This window comes from Candidatus Moraniibacteriota bacterium, assembly GCA_026396275.1.
Lineage (GTDB): Bacteria > Patescibacteriota > Minisyncoccia > Moranbacterales > JAPLXC01 > JAPLXC01.
Genome location: JAPLXC010000004.1, coordinates 1 through 21,073, shown reverse-complemented (window position 1 = coordinate 21,073; position 21,073 = coordinate 1). Strand labels below are relative to the sequence as shown.

The following is a 21,073-nucleotide window of genomic DNA, read 5'->3' as shown; positions in this document are numbered from 1 at the left end:
GACATTTCTAAACCGCGATTGGCGCTTTAATCGCCGGATGGGGATCATATCCTTCCAGTGTAAAATCTTCGTATTTAAAATCAAAAATATTTTTCACTTTCGGATTGATTTTCATAGTCGGCAGTTTTTTTGGTTCCCGGCTTAATTGCAGTTTCACTTGATCAAAATGATTATGATAGATATGGGTATCACCCAAAATATGTACGAATTCTCCCGGTTTCAAACTGCAAACCTGCGCAAACATCATAGTAAGAAGTGCATAAGATGCAATATTGAACGGCACTCCCAGAAAAGTATCACAGCTTCGCTGATACATTAGACAGGATAATTTTCCATCGGCTACATAAAAATGAAATAATAAATGGCAGGGAGGGAGCGCCATTTTTTCAATTTCCCCAACATTCCAGGCGCTCACTATTATTCTTCGGTCATTTGGCTTGTTTTTTATTTTTTCAATCGCCTCGCTGATCTGGTCAACTTCCCCTCCCTCATATTTTTTCCAGTGCCGCCATTGATAGCCATAAACCGGACCGAGTTCCCCTTTTTCATTCGCCCACTCGTCCCAGATCGTTACTCCATTGTCGTGAAGATATTTTATATTCGTTTCGCCTTTCAAAAACCAAATTAGTTCGTGAATAATGGACTTCAGATGCATTTTTTTGGTCGTAAGAAGCGGAAATCCTTCTTCCAGATTAAAACGCAATTGATAACCAAAAATACTTCTTGTATCAATACCGGTTCTATTTTCTTTGTTAACCCCTTCTTCCATTATTTTTTGCAATAAATCTAGATATTGTTTCATTTATTTATATTTTCTATTATCTCATCAACCTGACTATAAAGTTCTTCAAATGTACCTTCATTATTTATGGTATAATTCGCCATCGCAATTGGTCCGGCTTGAAAAAGATTCTCAATTTGAGCATAATCCCGGCTTTGGGCTACTTCCGGAGTCAATGGCCTTTCTGGCCTTTTTGACAGCCTCTCATACCTAGTTTCAGGCGAAGCATAAGTCGCAATTGTCATAAATTCCTTTCCAAATTTTTCTTTGAAAAAAAGATATTCCCTCCAGTCGTATAAACTCTCCACAAGGACATTTGTGTCGGACGGCAACGCTTCAATCTTTTTTATTACCTGCGACGCATAATGCAACCTTCCATATTTTGCGCGCAAATCTTCTCGCACCGTTCTTTCATTTTTCTCATTTATTTCCAATCCGCGCCTTTTAACTTCATCAAAAGTAACATCGCCAAAATAAACTTTCGGCCAGTTGTATTTTTTTATAAGATAATTTATAACTTCGGTTTTACCAGCTCCGGGTAATCCAAGTATGGCGATTATTTTTCTCATTTTTGACTTTTTGTAAGCGTGCTGCTTTTTTAGCATACACCAGAAAAAGTAGTACGTTTGAATTACATATCTTTATAAGTTTGCATTTTATCTTCAATCTGTTCAAATTCAATCCCGCATTCCTTGAAAATTTCTTTAGCGCGTTTGGCGCCATGATAATCAACCCGGCAGACCACTCTTTTTATCCCGGAGTTTATAATCATTTTGGCGCAAGTGTAGCAGGGAGCCATATGGGCATAAAGTGTTCCGCCTTCCAGAGGCATACCGAATCTGGCAGCATTGGCAATAGCATTCTGCTCCGCGTGGCTGGTTCTGATGCAATGCCGAGATTGAGTGCCATCCTCTTGGATAACCGTGTGTATCTCATGCCCCGCATCGTCGCAGTGCTTGGCTCCGATTGGTGAACCGACATAACCGGTGGAAAGAATTCTTTTTTCGCGAACAATTATACAGCTTGTTCTCCCTCTATCACAGGTAGCTCTTTTTCCAACAGCTTCTACTAGATCTAAAAAATACTCATCCCAAGACGGACGAATATACTTTTCCTCGCTCTTTTTATTTTTCTTTTTTAAAGCTTTTTTAGCCATAGGAAGTTAGTAATCAGTTATTTCATTGTACCGCCTTTAGCCAAACTTGTCAAAAAACGGCTTAATAAAGGAAAAAGCTCTTAGTTTATTCAAACTAAGAGCCTTTCTAGGTCTTAATTAATTTCAATATACCTTATATTCACTCCTCCTTCTTTTAAAATCCTGATGCCATTAGTTGGATAAATACCTTTTAGTAAAACAACTGTATCAATCTCAAAACCAACAATCATCTTTGCGCATATTTCGCATGGTTCCGCATTGACATAGACAGTAGCACCTTTAAGTGTCGGCGAGCTATCCATTTTACCTGCATTAGTGAATGCCCACCACTCGGCATGCATTGCTCTGCATTTTTCAATTTGCGTACCAGAGGGAATATTCAACTCCTCCCTCAAACATCCTGCGTCAGCACATTTTGGAGAACCGTAATATTGGTCATTAAAACCTTGAGCAAGGATATTATCATTCTTCACAATCACACAACCGAATCTGCGATTCTGGCCAACCAATTTTCCCTTTTTATCTCTTTCATATTTACCATTTACTTTTTTTACCCCCCTGACACATGTGGAGCGATCCGCTACTGCAAGAACCACTCTCATATAATACCTATCCATTTCTTTTATGTATTCATTATATTCATCAGTCCCTAATCCATCTCCATGAAGTCCTGTTGATCCAAAACCGCCAGTTCCCCTCCTAGTTGCAGGGAGCTCTTTCGTTTCTTCTAAAATCGGGATTTCGACTTTAGAGAAAATTAATTGAGCAATTCTCATATTCTTTTCCACAACAAAAGTTTCTTTTCCTCTATTTCTCAAAAGAACACCTGCTTCGCCCCTGAAGTCGGGATCTATTGTTCCTGGAGAATTAGAAAGTTCGATGTCAAATTTACTCGCAAGACCACTCCTGGGTCTAACTTGGCACTCATACGGCCAGGGCACAGCCATTTTTACTCCAATACCGATTAATACACTAGCGCCACCAAGTATTTCTACCGGCAAATCCTGAATTACTTCCTTGGTAAATTTATCCAGTACCCTTGAAGCAAAAACATCATATCCTACTGCACCATCAGATGCCCTAATTGGAACTTTAGCATCTTCCCTTATCTTCCTTACCTTTATATTCATTTTTTACCTCCCTTTTATTTTAAAGAGCTTCATAACATCCTAAAATATTAAATCATAAATGTCAACAAATTTAAAAAGATGCTTTCAAGCATCTTTTTGCATATCTATAATTCTTAATTCTATATCCCAATTTTAATTCCCGGGCCCATTGTGGAACAAACTGAAATTGACTTAATAAATTTTCCTTTCACTGTAGCTGGTTTTGCTTTTTTAACTGCTTCCAGAAATGCTTCAAAATTTCCTTTGAGCTGCTCCTCAGTAAAAGAAACTTTGCCGATTATTTGATGGATGTTTCCAGTGTCATCGTTTTTGAAATTGACTTTTCCTTTTTTAAGCATTTCTACTGTTTCTTTCACTTTTTCCGTAACGGTTTCCGTTTTGGGGCTGGGCATCAGTCCCTTGGGTCCCAGAATCTTGGCGATTGAAGCCAGGCGCGGCATCATTTCGGGAGTGGCTACTAAAACATCAAAGTTGAATTTTCCGCTTTTTAGTTTGGTTATCATTTCTTCGCCACCGACAATATCCGCTTTTGCATCTTTGGCTTCCCTTACCTTGGTTGAAGTAATGACCGCCACCTTTTTGCTTTTTCCCGTTCCGTGAGGAAGAACTACAGTTCCCCGCACTTGCTCTTCGCCCTTTTTGGTATCAATGGAAAGCTTAATATGAATTTCGACTGATTCATCGAATTTGGCGATTTTTTTTTCCCTGACAAGCTTAACCGCCTCATCAATAGGATAAGATTTATTCTTATCAATTTTTTCCGCGACAGTTTTATACTTCTTTCCGCGTTTCATACGATGTGTCTACAAATTACGAAATTTACGAAATTACGAACTTTAATTTATATTTTCGTAGTTTCGTAGGCGTTCGTACTTCGTAGAGAATTACTCTATTTTTATCCCCATGCTCCTTGCCGTCCCTTCTACAATTTTTTCCGCTCCTTCAATATCATTGGCATTAAGATCGGCCATTTTGGTTTGGGCAATTTGGCGAATTTGCTCTTTGGTCACTTTTCCCGCCTTGTCTTTCAAGGGATTAGCCGCTCCTTTTTCAATGCCAGCCGCTTTTTTGAGAAGTTCCGCCGCCGGAGGAGTTTTCATAATAAATTCAAAAGTCCGGTCCTCGTAAATGGTGATTTCCACTGGAATAACATCTTCTCCTTTGTCTTTTGTCTTTTCGTTAAATTTCACGCAAAAATCCTGGATATTCAGTCCATGCTGGCCTAAGGCCGGCCCAATAGGAGGAGCTGGAGTAGCTTTTCCGGCTGGAATTTGCAATTTTACCACTGTTTTGATTTTCTTTGCCATTTTTGTCTATGAGCGTAGTGAGTAGCTAAAAAAATGAGCATCCCGCACTAATTCATTGTAAAAATTTAATAATTACCAGAACTAAGCCGCAGGCGATTCCGTGGATATAACTTTACTTTACGTAAAACTATGTTCGGAATTGGTGCGGGATAGCCATACCTACTAAATCTTCTTCACCTGTAAAAAGTCCAATTCTACCGGTGTTTCTCTTCCAAATATCGATACTAGCACTTTGATTTTTCCTTTTTCCTCGTCAACTTCCTGAATTTTACCGTCAAAATCTTTAAACGGTCCATCATTTATTTTCACGGCGTCTCCCGGCTTCACGTCAATCTTGTATTTCGGCTCGGCCACGCCCATCCGCTTTTTGAGCAGTTCTATTTCTTTTGGATCAACCGGCGTCGGAGTTGTTCCCAATCCAATAAAGCCGGTTACATTAGGAGTATTGCGCACCACGTACCAGGAAGCATCAGTCACGATCATTTCTACCAGAACATAGCCGGGATAAATTCTTTCTTCAATTACTGCCCTTTTTCCGTTTTTAATCTTAATCTTCTTTTCCTTAGGCACAATCACGTCAAAAATCAAATCCTGCATATCCATTGATTCAATACGCTGGCGCAAATTGCGCGAGACGTTATCTTCATATCCGGAATAAGTATGGATTACATACCAAGCTCTTCCGTGATGTTGCGTTTGCTTCGCCATTTTTGTAATATAACCCGAATCTGCGAATTATTACCCGAATGATTCGAAAAAATTTTCGGGTCATTCGGTTTAATTTTTCGGGATATTCGAGTTATCTATTTGATAATAAATACCTTCAATAAATATCCAAACACATAATCCAGCCCTCCCAAAAAAGCCGCTACTGCCAAGCTTATTCCAATAACTATCAGTGTGTAGTTAATAGTTTGCTTTTTTGACGGCCAGTTAACTTTTTTCAGTTCAATCCGTGCTTCTTTTATAAATGTGACAACTTTATTAATCATTCCTGTAGCCTGTAACCTGTAACCATTTGGATTCAAACATATTGATATGTTGATTTTTAGGTTTCAGGTTGCGGGTTTCGAGATTATGCCCTTTTTTAAAAAGCCCCGAGGGCTTTTACATTATTGTATAATAAGCAGATTTTTTGTCAAATTGGGATCTGGACAAATTGAAAAAATTGGTTATAATAGCTTTTAGTGTTATTTTATTAAGTATAAGCCTCTCGCAGGGCCGTTAGCTCACCTGGTAGAGCGCCGCATTTGCACTGCGGAGGCAGCCGGTTCGATTCCGGCACGGTCCACGGATAAGGGCACATAGCTCAGTTGGTTACCTGCCTGCCGGCAGGCATAGAGCGTTCACCCCGCACTAAAAATTCAAGAAGTATTTGGGCGATTAGCTCAGTTGGTTAGAGCGCGTCACTGATAATGACGAGGTCGGAAGTTCGAGTCTTCCATCGCCCACTAAAAGTATAAACAAAGATTGAATTTTAGTGCGGGGCAAGCTGATAATGACGAGGTCCCAAGTTCGAATCTTGGTGTGCCCACTGCGAAACTACTTCAAAAAATAAACAAGAACTATTGCCAGTGACAATACCAAGCGATACCAAAAGAAAATTGCATAGCTTGATTTCTGTACGAATTTCAAAAGATATTTTATCGCTAGGTATCCGCTAATGGCGGAGGTTAGCACGCCGACTGCCATGGCAATATTTATTCCTTCGCGAAAAAGGTGAGGAAGCTTAAACACTGCCGCCCCGAAAATTATCGGAGTGGAAAGAAGAAATGAAAACCGAGCAGCATTTACCCGGTCCAATTTTTGGAAAAGCCCCGCCGTAATAGTGGCACCGGATCGAGAAATTCCCGGAATAATAGCTATGGCTTGAGAGAGGCCGATAATAATTGAATCTAAAGAAGTGATTTCTCCCAGTGTTTTTTTATGCTGAACGCGGCGGTCAACCAGATAGAGTATGAGTCCAAAAAAAGCCAGCGTGAACGCGATAAGCAAGGGACTGCGAAAAATTGTTTCCGCTTTTTCTTCCAAAAAATATCCAGCTAGTATCCCAGGGATGGTGGCAATAACCAAAAACCACAATAAATTCCGATTGTACATTATCCCGCGGCCGCGGGATAGTGAATTATTGCAAATTGCTTTTTTTAATTTTAAATTATCAATCGCCAGATCAAAAATTTTAATCCAATCAGAATAAAAATATGCTAATACGGCAATGAGCGTCCCGATATGCAGCGCCACGTCAAAAGCCAATCCCAGATCTTTCCAGCAGAAAAAATAGGGTACAAGTATTAAATGGGCCGTTGAAGAAATTGGCAAAAACTCTCCTAATCCCTGTACAACTCCCAGCACTACTGATTGCAAAACTTCGCTTAGCATAAGGCCATTATATTGTTAATTCAAGGAAAAATCAAAATCATTGCCATCTTGACAAAATCTTTAAATTCTATCCAAAAAGGATTATAATAACGGATATTATAATAATTAAGCACAGCTATGAAAATCATTAATCACATTATTAACCTTAAGACTAACGCTACTCTGGATTTCATCGACGTCACCGAAAAAATCCAGAAGAAAATAAAAGAAGCCGGTATCAAAAACGGAGTGATAAATATCCAGTCGCTCCATACTACCATGGCCATTATCGTCAACGAAGCTGAACCATTGCTCATCAAGGACATGAAAGTGCTTTTGGAAAGATTGGCGCCCCGAACCTATAAATATCTTCACGACAATTTTGAAATCCGTACTGTTAACATGTGCGACAATGAATGCTCCAACGGCCACGCTCACGTGAAATCCATTCATCTCCCCACTTCGACTTTTCTCAACATCGTTAAGAATCAGCTTCAACTGGGAACTTGGCAAAGAATTTTTGCCGTAGAACTTGACCGTTCCCGCCCGCGAAAAATCGCTTTGCAGATTATCGGAGAATAAAGTAAAAAAACTGATTATTCCAGATAGCCGCGATCGTTGCCAAGTGGAATAATCTAAATATTAAGAAAATTAAAGAACAGGGTTCTCGCCTGATCTTTTTTGTAAGATTCGTTTTATTCACACCGTAAAGTCGCTGTTCCTTAAGGGATAACACTATAATCTACTCAACCGTCACACTTTTTGCCAAATTTCTCGGCTTATCAACATCGTAGCCCTTGAGAGTTCCTACATAGTAAGCCAGCAGTTGTAATGGAACAATTGATAAAAGTGGAGTAAGCATCTCCAGTGTCTTAGGAATATAAATAACGTCATCGGCGATTTTTCTGATTTTTTTGTCACCTTGCGTAGCTACGGTGATAATGGAACCTTCTCTGGCTTTAATTTCCTGCATTCCGCTTAGGTTTTTTTCGTAAACGCTGTCACGGGGAACTATAAACACTGAAGGGAAATTTTCGGAAATTAGGGCGATTGGTCCGTGTTTCATCTCACCTGACGGGTAGCCCTCGGCGTGGATATAGGAAATTTCTTTAATCTTGAGTGCTCCTTCGCAGGCAATCGGATAATTATATTTTCTTCCCATATACAAAAAGTTTTCGTATTTTGCGTATTTCTTGGCAATTTTTTTAACCTCGTTTGATTTTTTGAGAATCGTCGAAATAAGTTTGGGGATTTTTGCCATTTCACTGGCAATTCTTTTTCCCATAACATATGACATTGCTCTTTGGCGCCCCATAAGCAAGGTTATCAGTACTAAAACGCTTAACTGCGAGGTAAGCGACTTCGTTGAAGCTACTCCAATTTCCGGACCGGCATGATTGTAGACCCCAGCGTCTGTTTCACGGGCAATAGTTGACCCAACGACATTTACAATTCCGAGAGTCAGCGCTCCTTTGTTTTTTGCCTCCCGAATGGCAGCTAAAGTATCAGCTGTTTCTCCCGATTGGGAAATGGCCAGTACTGCCGTGTTTTTATCAAGAATTGGCTTGCGATAACGGAATTCGCTGGCGTATTCTACTTCAACGGGAATCCCGGCATATTCTTCCAGCATATATTCTCCGACCAGTCCGGCATAATATGATGTTCCACAACTGACTATGATTATTCTCTCCAACTCCCGCAATCTTTCAGAAACATCACGCAGGCCCCCAAGTTTCGCCATTCCTTCAGGAACAACCAATCGCCCACGAGTGGCGTTTCCTACCACTTCCGGCTGCTCAAAAATTTCTTTGAGCATAAAATGGGCAAATCCCCCCTTCTGGGCCTTTTCAATCGTCCAATCAAGTTTTGTTATTTTCTTGTCAACTTTTTGCTTTTTGATGTTTGTTACTTCGTAATTATCCGGCTCGATTGTTGCCACCTCTCCATCTTCAAGATAAATTACTTTATCCGTATGCCGCACTATGGCCGAAACATCCGAAGCGATAATATTTTCATTGTGGCCCAGACCGATTACTAAGGGACTTCCCATTCTGGCGGCGATAATTCTTCTTGGAAATTTTTTATTTATGATTGCCAAGCCATAAGTACCTTTTAGATTTTTAAGCGCTTCAATAACTGCTTCTTCAAAATCCATTTTTTTGGTCAGTTCTTCAATAAGGTGGGCAATAATTTCACTGTCCGTTTCTGAAGAAAATTTGTGACCTTTTTTAGCAAGCTTGTCTTTTAACTCCTTGTAGTTTTCGATAATTCCATTGTGAACCAGATAAATTTCACCCCGGCAATCACTATGAGGATGCGAGTTTTGATCGCTGGGTTTCCCGTGAGTCGCCCAGCGGGTATGAGCAATGCCGGCAGTTCCGGAAATATTTTTCCCGTTTATTTTATTTTCGAGTTCTGCCACTTTACCGACTGCTTTGGACTCAAAAATTTTTCCATTATTAACCACTGCTAAGCCGGCGCTGTCATAGCCGCGGTACTCAAGACGTTTTAGTCCTTCAATTAGAATAGGGGCTGCGTTTTGTTTTCCGGTGTAGCCAATAATTCCGCACATAATTTTAGTTCCGGTACTTTGTATTTAGCGTTAAAGCGCGCTTAATTTTTGCAACAGTTTTCTAACTTCTTGAACGCTCAATATTTCACTCCTTTTTATCTGCGGGTTTTCTCTGGTTATGTCCACGATGACCGAGGGGCGCGCGTTAGGAATTTTTCCGCAGTCCAGAATTAAATCCGGCCGAATTTTTTTAATCTTGAATTCCTCAACGATTTTAAACGGGTCGCTTAGGGGCTCTCTGCCGGAGATATTCACTGAAGTGCTGACTATGGGACGCTCAAAGCTTTTCAAAAGCTTCTTGGTAATAGGATTGTCTGGAATTCTTACTCCGATGGCGTTTTTTCCGCCAGTTACCAGTTTGGGAATATTTTTTGCCTCCGGAAGAATGAGAGTGAAAGGGCCGGGGAGCAGAGCAGAAATAATTTTTTCTCTTTTGCTGTCAACAAATGAATATTTTCTTATTTCTTCAATGTCTTTCACGAGAATAGAGAGCGGCTTCATATTTTCCCGCCCCTTGATGGAAAAAATTTTATCTATCGCTCTTTCGCAAAACGCGTCGCACCCCATTCCGTAAATTGTGTCTGTTGGATAAATAATAATTTTACCCTCTTTTAAATATTGAACTGCTTCAGAAATTGCCAAATTAAATTTATGTTCGTCATTAAGATCAAGATAAATTACTCTCATGCTAAGAAACTACGATATTAATTAACTTGCCTTTTACAAAAATGACCTTTTTAATTACTTTTTCCTTTGTAAAGGTTTTTGCTTTTTGATTTTCAAAGGCTAGTTTTTTCGCTTCATCTTCGGAAATATCGGCTGATACTTTAACAGTGTCGCGGACTTTTCCATTGACTTGGATTACCAGATCTATTTCCTCGTCTTTTATCAATTGCGGATTATGCTTCGGCCAGGACTGCCGGAATATGCTTTCTTTGTGTCCTAGTTTCTCCCATAGCTCTTCGGCGATATGGGGGGCGAAGGGACTCAATAGAATTAGGAATTGTGAATAATGAATCATGGATATTTTCTTTTGTTTCTCAAGTTGATTAATATATATCATCATCGAGCTTAGTGCGGTATTAAATCGGAAATTTTCTATATCTTCTGTTATTTTTTTGATTGTCTTATGCAATAAATTTTCAACGTTATTCTTAATTCCTGATTCGTAATTCATAATTCGATTTTGCGATTTCCATACTTTCTCCAAAAATCTCCTCATCCCACTTACCCCTGCCGTACTCCATGAAATACCCTGGGTGAAAGGCCCCATAAACATTTCATACAATCTGATTGAGTCCGCTCCGAATTGTTCTATCACGTCGTTAGGACTGACGACATTGCCCCAGCGCTTGGACATTTTTCTGCCGTCCTCTCCGCCAATGAGCCCGACGTGAACTAATTTTTTAAACGGCTCTTTTGTGGAAACAACACCAATATCGTATAAAAACTTGTGCCAGAATCGTGCGTAGAGAAGATGACGAGTAGCGTGTTCTATCCCGCCCACATAGAGATCCACCGGCATCCACTTTTTTTCTTCTTTTTTTCCAACAAGTTCCTTTTCATTTTTTGAATCAATGTAGCGAAGATAATACCAGGAGGAGCCCGCCCATTGAGGCATAGTATTGGTTTCTCTTTTTCCCGGTCCGCCGCATTTGGGACAAGTGGTGTTCACCCAATCTTTGATATTCGCCAGTGGCGATTCGCCCGTCCCGGTCGGCTCGTAACTTTCAACATCCGGCAAAGTAACAGGCAATTCCTTCTCCGGCACCCCTACTGCACCGCATTTCTCGCAGTGAATTATGGGAATGGGTTCTCCCCAGTAACGCTGTCTGGAAAACACCCAGTCACGCATTTTGTAATTTATTTTTTTCTTGCCGATTCTTTGTTTCTCCAGCCACTTTGCCATTTCCTCTCGGGCTTTTTGGGAAGTTAGTCCTGAATATTTTTCAGAATTAACCAATACTTCATCATCAATCAAAACTTTACCACTTAAATATTCCACGTCTATTTGGTCTTTTTTTTCATCTCTAGTCTTCAACTGATATTCTTTAAAACTTTTGACAAATCGTTTGCTTAATACTCTTGACTGGTATTCTCCTAGATATTTAATATCTTCCTCAAAATCACCAGCCAAACCAAATTCGCCTTGATTGGGTCCAATATCAACTTCAATTTCTCCTCGTTGATAAACAAAGTTGATGAGATTTTCTGATATTTTTTTCTCCTTTATTTTTTTAAATCCCAAATTTTCCAATAATTGAAACATTTTAATACGGTCATTTTCATTTTCGGTAATTAAATCTAAATCATTGTGTTCCCTATAAATTATTCCCGCATAAAAAGCGCAAGCTAGTCCGCCAAGTAGCCAAAATCTTAAGTCTTTTTTTTCAGCTGCTCTATAGATTTCTCTAAGTGCATTTAGGGTCTTTATTGTAGTTTCATATTCTCTGTAATTTGGAACGATTGATTGTTTTATGGGTAAATTATATTTCCTCGCAAATTCCCAGTCCCTTTCATCGTGTGCTGGCACAGCCATCACTGCGCCGGTGCCGTAGTGGCCTAAAACATAATCGGCAACAAATAACGGAATTTCCTCATTAGTGAAAGGATTTATAACTTTTATTCCTTTAATTTCCATTCCTGTTTTTTCCTTTGCCTCCATTCTTTCCAGCTCTGTTTTATTCTGTGACCGGATTATATAATTTCTAATTTCTTCAATATTTTTGATTTTTGATTTTTGATTTTTGATTTTGAGAAGCGAAGCGACGATTGGATGTTCCGGTGCTACTACTGCATATGTCATCCCAAAGGCCGTATCCAGACGGGTGGTATAAACTTCAATATAGATGTCATTGCGAGGAGCCGAAGGCGACGCGGCAATCTCTGAATTTGATTCTTCTGTACGAGATTGCTTTGCTTCGCTCGCAATGACAACTGGCATCTTGAACTCTGTTCCCTCGCTTCTCCCGATCCAGTTTCTTTGTTGTTCTAAAATCTGCTCCTCCCAATCTAGATCTTCGCTGTCCAGATCGTAAAGCAGACGATCAGCATAATTTGTCATCCTTAAAACCCACTGTCTCATTTTTTTCTGCACTACCTGCGTTCCGCAACGTTCGCATAATCCTTTTTCCAAATCCTCCAGCGCCAGCCCTGTCTTGCAGGAGGGGCACCAGTTAATCGGCTCGTTCGACTCATAAGCCAGTCCTTTTTCAAACATTTTCAAAAAAATCCACTGCGTCCATTTGTAATATCCCGGATCCGTTGTATTAATCTCCCGATCCCAATCATAGGTAAAACCAAACATTTGAAGCTGTTTTTTAAAAACAGAAATATTTTTTTCGGTCACGATCCGCGGGTGAATTTTATGCTCGATGGCGTAATTTTCTGTTGGCAAGCCAAAAGCGTCCCATCCCATCGGATGAAGAACGCTTGCTCCCTGAAGCATCTTGAAACGGGAAACGACATCAGTGGCGATGTATCCTCTCGGATGGCCCACGTGCAAACCCTCGCCGGAGGTATAAGGAAACATATCAAGAGCGTAGAATTTCTTGTCTTTTTTGTAATTCTTGTAAATTCCGCTTTCTTCCCATTTCTTCTGCCACTTTTTCTCTATTTTCCGCGAGTTGTATTTTTCCATACTATTAAGTTTATCAACAAAAAAACCCTCCGTCAAAAGGAAGATTTTATAAAGCCGACTTTGCCAAAAACAATTATTCTACTTGGCAGCGATCGTAGTTATCTGGAACAATCAGTTTTTTACTTAATCTCTTAATCCTTGAGTTGTTCTTTAGTGGCTAAGTAAACATTCCAAAAAAGGCAGGCTACCGTTACTGGCCCAACTCCTCCGGGAACCGGGGAAAGATAGGAAGCCACGTATTTTACGGACTCTCGATCAACATCTCCTAGTACCTTCTTTCCTCTTTTCGTAATTCCTCCGTCAACTACTACTGCACCCTCTTTAATCATTTTCCCTTTTACGAGATTTGGAATTCCCATTGCAACCACAATGATGTCTGCTTTTTTGATTAACTTAACATTCTCCTTAACTTTTTTAAACAAGATATATTTGGCTCTTATTTTTTTCTTCCCTAAAGCTGCCACCATTATCTTCCCGAAACTTTGCGAATTTGCTAAAACCACTGCTTTTTTTCCTAAAAGTTTAAGACGACTTTCTTCAATCAGTTTAACAATTGCCCGCGGAAAAACCGGCCAGAATCTTTCTTTGCTTTTCAAAAACAGCTTCATATTTTCCGGATGAAATCCGTCTACGTCTTTTTCCGGATCAATGGCTTTGATAATTCTCCGTGCGTTGAATTTTGAGGGCAGTGGAAGCTGAACTATAATTCCGTTTATTTTTCCGTTTTTGTTAAGCACTGATATTTTCTCAATAATTTTTCTCTCGGCAGCATTCTCTTTAAATTTAACAAGATAAAAACGAACTCCTATTTTTTTTGCTGCTTCCTGTTTTAAGCGGGCATATAAATGTGAGGGTTTATCGTCTCCAATTAAAAGCACTGCCAGTCCGGGAGCGGCGGGTAATTTCCTGATGTTGACTTCAAGATTATTTAATATTTTTAGAGCTGCTCTTTTTCCGCTAAGAATTTTCATAGCTTTACTTATACCTCAAAGCTTCCAGAGGATCAATGTGGCTTGCCCGTCTGGCCGGAATAAACCCGGTGGAAAAGCCAACAAAACCGGCAAAAAGAATGATAAGTAGCACGAACCACAAAGGAATGTAGAACAAGTCCACTGATTCTCCTCCAAAACGCCGGGCAATAAAATTTATCAGTCCATTAAAAACCTCCCCGCTGACAAAGCCGATAAAAACACCGCATACTCCTCCCAAAAATCCCATAATAGCCGATTCCATAACGAATATTAAAGATATTCCCGCATTGGAAGCGCCAATGGACTTCATTATCCCGATTTCCTCCGTCCGCTCCAAAAGAGCAATAGTCATTGTGTTAAACATCCCGATAGCGCTTACTACAAGAGCAACAACTCCAAAGAGCATTAGCACAATCTGAATGGCCCTGAACACTTTGTTTGCTTCCTCAACCGTATCGGAAAGTGCCGATACTAAAAATCCCTGGCTAATGAGCTGATCCCGAACTAACCCCAACGCCTGATTCGTTCTGCATTTCACTTTAACCTGGCTAAAATGATCAATGGAAAAATTATCAAGGGACTTGGAATTGATATATATAATGCTATCCTCCCCTTCAATGACGCCGGCTACTACGTATGCTTTGTCGGATTCCACCCGTTTTGTCTTGACTTGCGAATTTTTTGATACTTCTCCTGTTTTGTCCTGCTCGGGCACCAAAAAACTAAACTTTATTTCTTTTCCAATTATCTCATCCGCATTTTTCCCAAATACGCGGGAGACCGTTGAAGTAACCACAATTTCCTGAGGACTTTCGTCATTCAGTAAGCGCCCCTGACTTACCCGATATCCCCCCAATTTTAGAAATGACGGCTTTACCACTACGGCAGAAAAATCAGCTGAAAGATCGCCAAGGCGTCCCTGGGCGTTCAACTGATAAGCGGGACTTACTTCCCCTACCCCTTCCATTTCTGCCATCACTTTGAGGGTCTCGCGATTAAGAAAAACGGTTGCTGATTTGGCTTCAGTCACATCCAGAGTAAGCAGCGCGTCGGAAGTAGTGATCTTATTAAGTAAGGTTTTCTGCAAGCCGTATCCAAGCGATACCAGGAATAAAATAGCACCGATTCCAATACTCATGCCTAAAATCGTAAGAAGCGTGCGCGAAGTTCTCGCTTTGAACATTCTGGTTGAAAGTTTGAAAATATCGGAAAATTTCATAGTTTAAGCTGAATATTTAAGCAACATTACCACTTCTATCTCCCGCACTACTTTCTCAGCTGTTGTTTTATACAGTCCTATTCCTCCTAATATCTTGGGGGTATCCAAACGCTGCTGCAAGCTGAAACGGTCTATTTTATTGTCAATTCTTAACTTAATAAAGGAGCGAAACCGCAATTTGATATCATCGCTGAGTTTAATATTAAAGTGTTCAAGAAGATAGTCAGAAAAAGTGTTGGCAGCGGTTTCCGGATTAGCTGTGAGCGCCTCTACCTGATTCATTATTTGTCTTACTCGCTGGGCAAAGGCAATGGCTCTTCTTTTATTCCATCCGGCTCCGCCTTCGTCATAATCAAGATCCAAGCTTTTTTCCAGTTCCTTGATATCGATATTGCGAAAGAGAAACTCTTTCAAATAATTTTCCGCTGAAGTCAGCTGTTCTTCAGTAAATTCTGACACCACGTGAGAAAGAAGCTGTTTGGCCTTAAAAGGAACAATCAAGACCCCGGCTTGTTGAGGAGAAAGATTTTTAAACATTCGCATTAATAGTTTTAAATCAGTGGAAATTTCTTCAGGTTGAATGGCTACTTCTTCTTTCACCACTGAGATAGGTCTTTTTTCTTCAATTACTTCCAAGCTGACAATGATCCCATCTTTCATGTGAATCACTCGATCAGCATAATGCAAATATTCAGAGTTATGAGTAACCATAATTATCGTTCTTTTGTCGACTTCATTTAGTTCCTTTAGGATCTGGAGCACACTTTCCGCTGACTCACTATCTAAATTTCCCACGGGCTCATCGGCCAAAATAATCTGGGGGTTATTTATTAGAGCGCGAGCGATTGCTACTCGCTGTTTTTGCCCTCCGGAAAGCTGGCCGGGGAATTTATTGGCTTGCTCCGCAATTCCAAACCGGCGCAGAAGCACCAAGGCATCACTTTTTCTTTTTTCCGGATCTTCACCGCGAAAAACCCGGGGGAGGCAAACATTATCAATCACACTCAATGAGGAAATTAAATAGAAGGCCTGAAAAATCATTCCCACTCCCACCTGATGAAGTTCCACTTTTTCCCGCTCTTTCATTTGAGAAAGTTTTTTGTCTTCAATTGTCACTTCTCCATAGGTCGGTGCTTGCAATCCGGCGATAGAATAAAGAAGGGTTGATTTGCCACAACCAGAAGGACCGTGAACGATAATGTACTCCCGGGGAAATATTTTAAGATTGACTCCGTCCAGAGAACGGGTTTCGTTGGATTTTCCCTGGTTGTAGATAACGCGAAGATTTTCTATTGTGATGACTGGGTTTACCATTTCTCTTTTTGCTTATTACATCAATTTTAACAACTGGAAGCATTTTTGCAAAATACCGCTGTTTAACGGTTTCTAAAATCAAGACTGTAACTGTTTCATAAGCCGCAGATAAAACCGCAAATTGTGAATTGTCGCCAGGCGCATTGCTAATGGGTCGCCCGCTTTGAACAAATGACTTAGATATGCCCGGCTGTAATTTTGGCAAAGTTCACAATCGCAATGTTCATCTACTGGCGAAAGATCTGTTTTAAACTTTTCATTATTAATGTTTACGGTTTCATAAAATCCATTCGGGCCATTCGGATGAAAATTCGCGTCATTTGGGTCACTTTTCCAAATAAACAATTTGCCATGACGGCCTTCACGGGTGGGAATCACACAATCAAATATGTCCCATCCCATTACCGCACATTGTACAATATCTTCCGGCGTTCCAACTCCCAAAGCAAAACGCAAATAATTTTCTGGTATTAAATTGGCGGTAAATTTAAGTAATTCTTCCATTAAATTTCCTTTTTCATCATGGTGCCGCGCGCCGAAACCCAGTCCATCAAATCCAATTTCAATTAACTCTTCAGCGCAATATTTCCGCAAATCCTTATATGTCCCGCCTTGAATTACCCCAAATATTAACGGCCTTCTTTTCAACTTCTCATTTCTCACTCTTAATTGTCTGTTATATTCTTCTTTGCATCTTTTCGCCCACCCTATTGTCCGCTTCACGGCTTCTTCTATTTTCTCTTTGGGATAACTATTCGGCGGGCAGTCATCCAGCACCACCATCATATCAACACCTAAGTCAAATTGGATTTGAATCGCCTCCTCCGGAGTGAATTCATGTTCTTTTCCGTCAAGCGGCGATTTGAAAATCACTTTGTCGTCCGTGATTTTTCCCATTTCCGGATTTTTGTGAATGAGTGAAAAGATCTGATAGCCTCCACTGTCAGAGAGAAGCGGTGCCTCCCAGTTCATAAATTTATTTATCCCGCCGGCTTTTTTAATTAGGTCAATTCCCGGTTGAAGATAAAGATGATAAGTGTTTACCACCATCGGCCCAACGCCGATTTTTTCCAAATCCTCTTTACCAAGAGACTTCGCAAATCCTCTCGTCGCATCCGGCATAAAAAACGGAGTATTTATTGCTCCGCTTTTCGTCTCCAGTTTTCCTATTCTTCTCCCGTTTTTATGGGAAATTATTTTGAGCATTTATGCTTTATCCATTTTTCAGCCGGGTTCATTACCGGGATTTTCCACCTTATAATTCCCGCCAATGCTAACGTCCTCTGGTAACAGCGTGTTCTTCTTTGGCGTTTCAGCTCGTAATTCTTCCCCAGTAAAGAGGTCTTTGGCTGTTAGAATCGAGGGAGTAAGTAGAAGCGCTTCCTGTCCTGCCTGGTTTATTTGGGGGATAATGCTTACCTGAAAACTTATTTCCCGTTTGGGGTTTAAAATTCCAATACCGTTTTTAAGTTTTCCTACTTCCCAAATTATTTGATTAGTGCGCTCATTAAAGGCGATATTTTCACTTTCTGGATATATCTTTCCGGTCCACTTCACGCCGGTGGAAAGCGAAGATACGACCCTTGTATCAGCAATATCGTTATTGACGTTAGTAATCTTCCAGTGAATAGTATAAGTTGTCTCTTTCCCCACTTGCGGGGGAACCGGTCCGGAGTTAGGAATGTTGGGATCAGCGTAATATCCAAGGGTTTCCAGGATAACTTTGGAGTTTAATTTAAATTCAAGCGTATCGCTATCGATAATCTTATTCGATCCAAGAGGAGTCGGAATGTCAGGGCTGTCGATTTTAGCGGTTGATGTGACGGTAAAATTTTTGTCGTTTTCGTTGTCCACGGGAATCTGACTCGTTACCGGAACGGAAAACCTGATTTCCCCTCCTTCTCCCGGACCCAGATTAGTCAGTTGAGGAAAATCCGGGGCCTTCCAGGTAATTGTCTGGTGAGTCCGGTCGTAAAATCCATTTCCTAATTTAAGTTTGGAAAAATTAAGCGCTAAACTTTTGATTTCCAGGGTTATAATCACGTCCCGTAGTCCAATCTCGCCTTCATTTTGGTACTTTAGCACGTAGTAAAGCTCTTCGCCCACGTTCACTGAAGGACTTCGCTGATTGTTAACTGACTGCGTTATACTTAAAGGTGAAACGATTATTTTAGTGGTTTTGTCACTTTGAGTGTAAATAAGAAACTGCCCGCTGCTGCTCAATGAACCCGCGAAAACATTTATTTTTTTCTCTTCGCTTCGCGCGCCTTGTAACGTTCCCTGGATTTTTATTTTCCCCCCCTGTTGGGGGTCAAGTTTTCCAATGTACCAGAAGTTATTTCCCTCCGACAGCTGCGGCTCCGCGGAAGAAAACAGAAATCCTTCCGGGTATTCGGCTTTAATCCGCACATCGGAAAAATTCCGAGTGCCGAGATTTTTGTAATCAATGACATATTCCACCCTATTTCCGCTAGCTGCTTCCAAGGGAGCGGCGATTTCCAAAAAAATAGGAGATGTCTGCACACTGACACCCAGCTGGTTTTGGGCTTCGAAAGTGCTGTTGAAATTTGAAGGAGTATAGCTAAGAGTAGCCCGGAGATAAACAATATAGTCCTGGGGAGCGTAAAACTTCCCTTTTAGTTCAATTGTACCTTCGAAATGGGCCTTAATAGTGCCAATGTAGATCTGGCTATTGCTGGCGTTTATGGTTTTCAGGTTTGCCGCTTCCTCCGGCTGGAAATTTTCCTGGTAGTTCAAACGGATCACTGCATCTTTAAGATCAACGCGATTACCATTTTTATAACGGATGATGTACTGAGCAGGCTGAGTGCTGTCAATAACTGTCGGCCCCTCTAGGCCTATGGTCGTTTTCTCCTCATTGAAAGCCGACCTCCTGATTTCGTAAACAGCCAGGGTGAGAAGACCCAAAAGAACTATACTGCCGACTGCCCATAATCCTCGCTTAATTATTTTTTTCTGATCGGGAGTTAGTCCTTTTTTTCCTTTTATCCACATCTCCTTTTTCTGAAATTCCTGGCTATCGTTCTGGGGTGAAAGTTCCGGGTCAAATCGGCTCTTTTTATGAGTTTTTTCTCCCGCATCTGAATTGGGATTATAGAGTTCCTTATTTAGATCTCCCAAGGACATAATTCATATTCGCTTTAGTTTTAGTATGTAAATTATAACACAAAAAGAGCATCGTAAAAAGCTACTTTACGACCCACTCAAGAAACTTCTGGGAAATCGCATTTAGTTCATCAATTTCTTTTCTTTGAACTCGTAGTTTTTGAAGAGAGGAAATTTTATTGCGGGAAAAAATCCGGATGAGCTTCACAGTATTGTCCCCGGTACCTATAGCGTTCTGCCTTCCGCCACGGCAGTGCTTGCAAATAATTCCTCCTTTTTCAACATCCAAATAATTGCCGCCGAGTGAGACCACCCTGCCGCACTCCACACAATTATTCACTTCTGCCTTGTAGCCCAGTGCTTCCAGCAGTTTAAAAGTAAATCCCAGTGTTACTAGTTCGATTTTTTCCTGATTTTCCAAAGATTCCTTTTCTTTGCTGGTTCGGACTATTTCATCAAGTGCTTCCAGATACTCACGCAGTAAGGAGAATAAAACCGGATCTTTTGCTTCCAGTCCGACAAGGCGATCAATAATTTTTGCGCTTTTCCAGGCAGCCGCCAATGCCTCTAAATCATTTCTTAAATGAGGAAAGTTATTTTCTACTATCGAAGTGGTTATTTTCCCCATTCCTTGCTTTTTGACCACAGCAATGCTAGCCAAAGTAAAATTTTCCAGCGCTCCCGCCAGTTTCGCGTTTTGTTTCCTTATTCCCACCGCTTTCGCCTGGATTTTCCCGGCTTCTCTGGTATAAATCGTGTAAATTCGATCAGCTTCGCCGATGTTTCTTTTCCCTATGACAATAGCAGTATATCTGTACTCCATGTAATCAATTATATGGCAAATGGTTAGATTATTAAAGTTTGCAATATTAAAAGGCCTTGTGCTGTTTCACAAGGCCTTTCTTTTTATCATTGATACTCACTTAGTATCCAGTGATCCAAGAGAAGTGTTTTTAAAATCGGTAAAAATCACTGTTACCACCCACATTGTGAATACAACGGGAAACAGAATCGAGGAAATAACTATCTTTAATTTCATTTTTTACTCTCCTTTCTTTCTCGTCCATCAATAAGAGCTTTTGCAACTATTGCTATTGCCAGAGCTGTGATGGTTGATGTTATAAAAAGAACACCATAAGTAATCCAGTGTACCGATATCAAAATCATTATCAAGGTAATTAGGAAACCTGCTGCAAGAGAAATAGCGATTATGCCTCGCAGTTTAGTTAGTGTTTCTTTAAGTTCTTCCAAGGTACTTTCCTCCTTTATTTTTTTATTTGAATCTTAATCTTTACGCCTTCAATATTAAATTCTTTTTCTAAGTCAAAACTTTCTAATTCTTCCGATTTTAATTCATCCGCCAGCACTTCTTTAACAATCATTGAACCAAATTTCTCAAAAACTTCAGATGCTCCACTATAGCTCACTTTTATCCGATTGTCAACTTCATAGCTGGCTTCTTTTCTCATCTCTTGAATATGGCGGATAATTTCGCGGGC

General features: G+C 40.4%; 21 protein-coding genes, 2 tRNA genes and 1 pseudogene. 4 read left to right on the top strand and 20 right to left on the bottom strand.

Annotated features, from left to right (window positions below; genetic code table 11):
• Window positions 1-7 precede the first annotated feature (7 nt).
• From NT136_01120 to secE, 9 genes and pseudogenes are all read right to left on the bottom strand, one after another.
• A complete protein-coding gene (locus NT136_01120; GenBank protein ID MCX6765544.1) occupies window positions 8-802 on the bottom strand; it encodes a thymidylate synthase in 795 nt (264 codons plus the stop codon).
• Entirely contained in the window at window positions 799-1,350 is a 552-nt protein-coding gene (locus NT136_01115) for an AAA family ATPase (protein MCX6765543.1), read from the bottom strand. Before NT136_01115 ends, NT136_01120 begins: the two co-directional genes overlap by 4 nt.
• Before the next feature lie 62 nt (window positions 1,351-1,412).
• On the bottom strand, window positions 1,413-1,937 hold the full coding sequence (locus NT136_01110) for a cytidine/deoxycytidylate deaminase family protein (GenBank protein ID MCX6765542.1): 525 nt from the start codon (window positions 1,935-1,937) through the stop codon (window positions 1,413-1,415).
• 113 nt (window positions 1,938-2,050) lie between these two features.
• The gene (locus NT136_01105) at window positions 2,051-2,539 is read right to left on the bottom strand and encodes a deaminase (protein ID MCX6765541.1); all 489 of its coding nucleotides are present in this window, start codon (window positions 2,537-2,539) and stop codon (window positions 2,051-2,053) included.
• 63 nt (window positions 2,540-2,602) lie between these two features.
• Window positions 2,603-3,067, bottom strand: a pseudogene (gene dut / locus NT136_01100) (dUTP diphosphatase).
• 119 nt (window positions 3,068-3,186) lie between these two features.
• Window positions 3,187-3,861, bottom strand: a complete 675-nt coding sequence (rplA, locus tag NT136_01095) for a 50S ribosomal protein L1 (GenBank protein ID MCX6765540.1) — start codon at window positions 3,859-3,861, stop codon at window positions 3,187-3,189.
• Between the two features lie 90 nt (window positions 3,862-3,951).
• Complete coding sequence (rplK, locus tag NT136_01090; protein MCX6765539.1) at window positions 3,952-4,374, bottom strand: 50S ribosomal protein L11; 423 nt, start codon at window positions 4,372-4,374, stop codon at window positions 3,952-3,954.
• Window positions 4,375-4,536: 162 nt separating this feature from the next.
• Complete coding sequence (nusG, locus tag NT136_01085; GenBank protein MCX6765538.1) at window positions 4,537-5,082, bottom strand: transcription termination/antitermination protein NusG; 546 nt, start codon at window positions 5,080-5,082, stop codon at window positions 4,537-4,539.
• 95 nt (window positions 5,083-5,177) lie between these two features.
• Window positions 5,178-5,363: a preprotein translocase subunit SecE gene (secE, locus tag NT136_01080; GenBank protein MCX6765537.1), complete on the bottom strand. Its 186-nt coding sequence runs from the start codon at window positions 5,361-5,363 to the stop codon at window positions 5,178-5,180.
• 229 nt (window positions 5,364-5,592) lie between these two features.
• Here secE and NT136_01075 point away from each other — a divergent pair.
• Window positions 5,593-5,665 (top strand) — tRNA-Ala (locus NT136_01075).
• A gap of 86 nt (window positions 5,666-5,751) precedes the next feature.
• Window positions 5,752-5,825, top strand: a tRNA-Ile gene (locus NT136_01070).
• A gap of 91 nt (window positions 5,826-5,916) precedes the next feature.
• On the opposite strand, the gene NT136_01065 is transcribed toward NT136_01070, so the two are convergent.
• Window positions 5,917-6,753 (bottom strand): undecaprenyl-diphosphate phosphatase, encoded by an 837-nt coding sequence (locus tag NT136_01065; protein MCX6765536.1) that lies wholly within the window; start codon window positions 6,751-6,753, stop codon window positions 5,917-5,919.
• Window positions 6,754-6,870: 117 nt separating this feature from the next.
• Here NT136_01065 and NT136_01060 point away from each other — a divergent pair, with 117 nt between their 5' ends.
• Complete coding sequence (locus NT136_01060; GenBank protein ID MCX6765535.1) at window positions 6,871-7,314, top strand: secondary thiamine-phosphate synthase enzyme YjbQ; 444 nt, start codon at window positions 6,871-6,873, stop codon at window positions 7,312-7,314.
• Between the two features lie 160 nt (window positions 7,315-7,474).
• Here the strand turns inward: NT136_01060 and glmS are convergent, their stop codons facing one another.
• The 9 genes from glmS to recO all read right to left on the bottom strand — a co-directional run bounded on the left by glmS (window position 7,475) and on the right by recO (window position 20,397).
• On the bottom strand, window positions 7,475-9,304 hold the full coding sequence (gene glmS / locus NT136_01055) for a glutamine--fructose-6-phosphate transaminase (isomerizing) (protein ID MCX6765534.1): 1,830 nt from the start codon (window positions 9,302-9,304) through the stop codon (window positions 7,475-7,477).
• Between the two features lie 30 nt (window positions 9,305-9,334).
• Window positions 9,335-9,991: an L-threonylcarbamoyladenylate synthase gene (locus NT136_01050; GenBank protein MCX6765533.1), complete on the bottom strand. Its 657-nt coding sequence runs from the start codon at window positions 9,989-9,991 to the stop codon at window positions 9,335-9,337.
• Between the two features lies 1 nt (window position 9,992).
• Entirely contained in the window at window positions 9,993-12,944 is a 2,952-nt protein-coding gene (locus NT136_01045) for a class I tRNA ligase family protein (GenBank protein MCX6765532.1), read from the bottom strand.
• Between the two features lie 131 nt (window positions 12,945-13,075).
• Window positions 13,076-13,915, bottom strand: coding sequence for a bifunctional 5,10-methylenetetrahydrofolate dehydrogenase/5,10-methenyltetrahydrofolate cyclohydrolase (locus NT136_01040; GenBank protein MCX6765531.1), 840 nt, complete (start codon window positions 13,913-13,915; stop codon window positions 13,076-13,078).
• Window positions 13,916-13,919: 4 nt separating this feature from the next.
• Window positions 13,920-15,134, bottom strand: a complete 1,215-nt coding sequence (locus NT136_01035) for an ABC transporter permease (protein MCX6765530.1) — start codon at window positions 15,132-15,134, stop codon at window positions 13,920-13,922.
• 3 nt (window positions 15,135-15,137) lie between these two features.
• Window positions 15,138-16,448, bottom strand: a complete 1,311-nt coding sequence (locus NT136_01030; GenBank protein MCX6765529.1) for an ABC transporter ATP-binding protein — start codon at window positions 16,446-16,448, stop codon at window positions 15,138-15,140.
• 78 nt (window positions 16,449-16,526) lie between these two features.
• Window positions 16,527-17,654, bottom strand: coding sequence for a tRNA guanosine(34) transglycosylase Tgt (tgt, locus tag NT136_01025; protein MCX6765528.1), 1,128 nt, complete (start codon window positions 17,652-17,654; stop codon window positions 16,527-16,529).
• 18 nt (window positions 17,655-17,672) lie between these two features.
• Window positions 17,673-19,595, bottom strand: a complete 1,923-nt coding sequence (locus NT136_01020) for a hypothetical protein (GenBank protein MCX6765527.1) — start codon at window positions 19,593-19,595, stop codon at window positions 17,673-17,675.
• Between the two features lie 61 nt (window positions 19,596-19,656).
• The gene (recO, locus tag NT136_01015; protein MCX6765526.1) at window positions 19,657-20,397 is read right to left on the bottom strand and encodes a DNA repair protein RecO; all 741 of its coding nucleotides are present in this window, start codon (window positions 20,395-20,397) and stop codon (window positions 19,657-19,659) included.
• Between the two features lie 19 nt (window positions 20,398-20,416).
• On the opposite strand from recO, the gene NT136_01010 reads away from it, so the two are divergent.
• Window positions 20,417-20,647, top strand: coding sequence for a hypothetical protein (locus NT136_01010; GenBank protein MCX6765525.1), 231 nt, complete (start codon window positions 20,417-20,419; stop codon window positions 20,645-20,647).
• Between the two features lie 192 nt (window positions 20,648-20,839).
• Here the strand turns inward: NT136_01010 and NT136_01005 are convergent.
• Window positions 20,840-21,073 (bottom strand): DUF5915 domain-containing protein (locus NT136_01005; protein ID MCX6765524.1); only part of this gene is annotated, 234 nt, incomplete at its 5' end.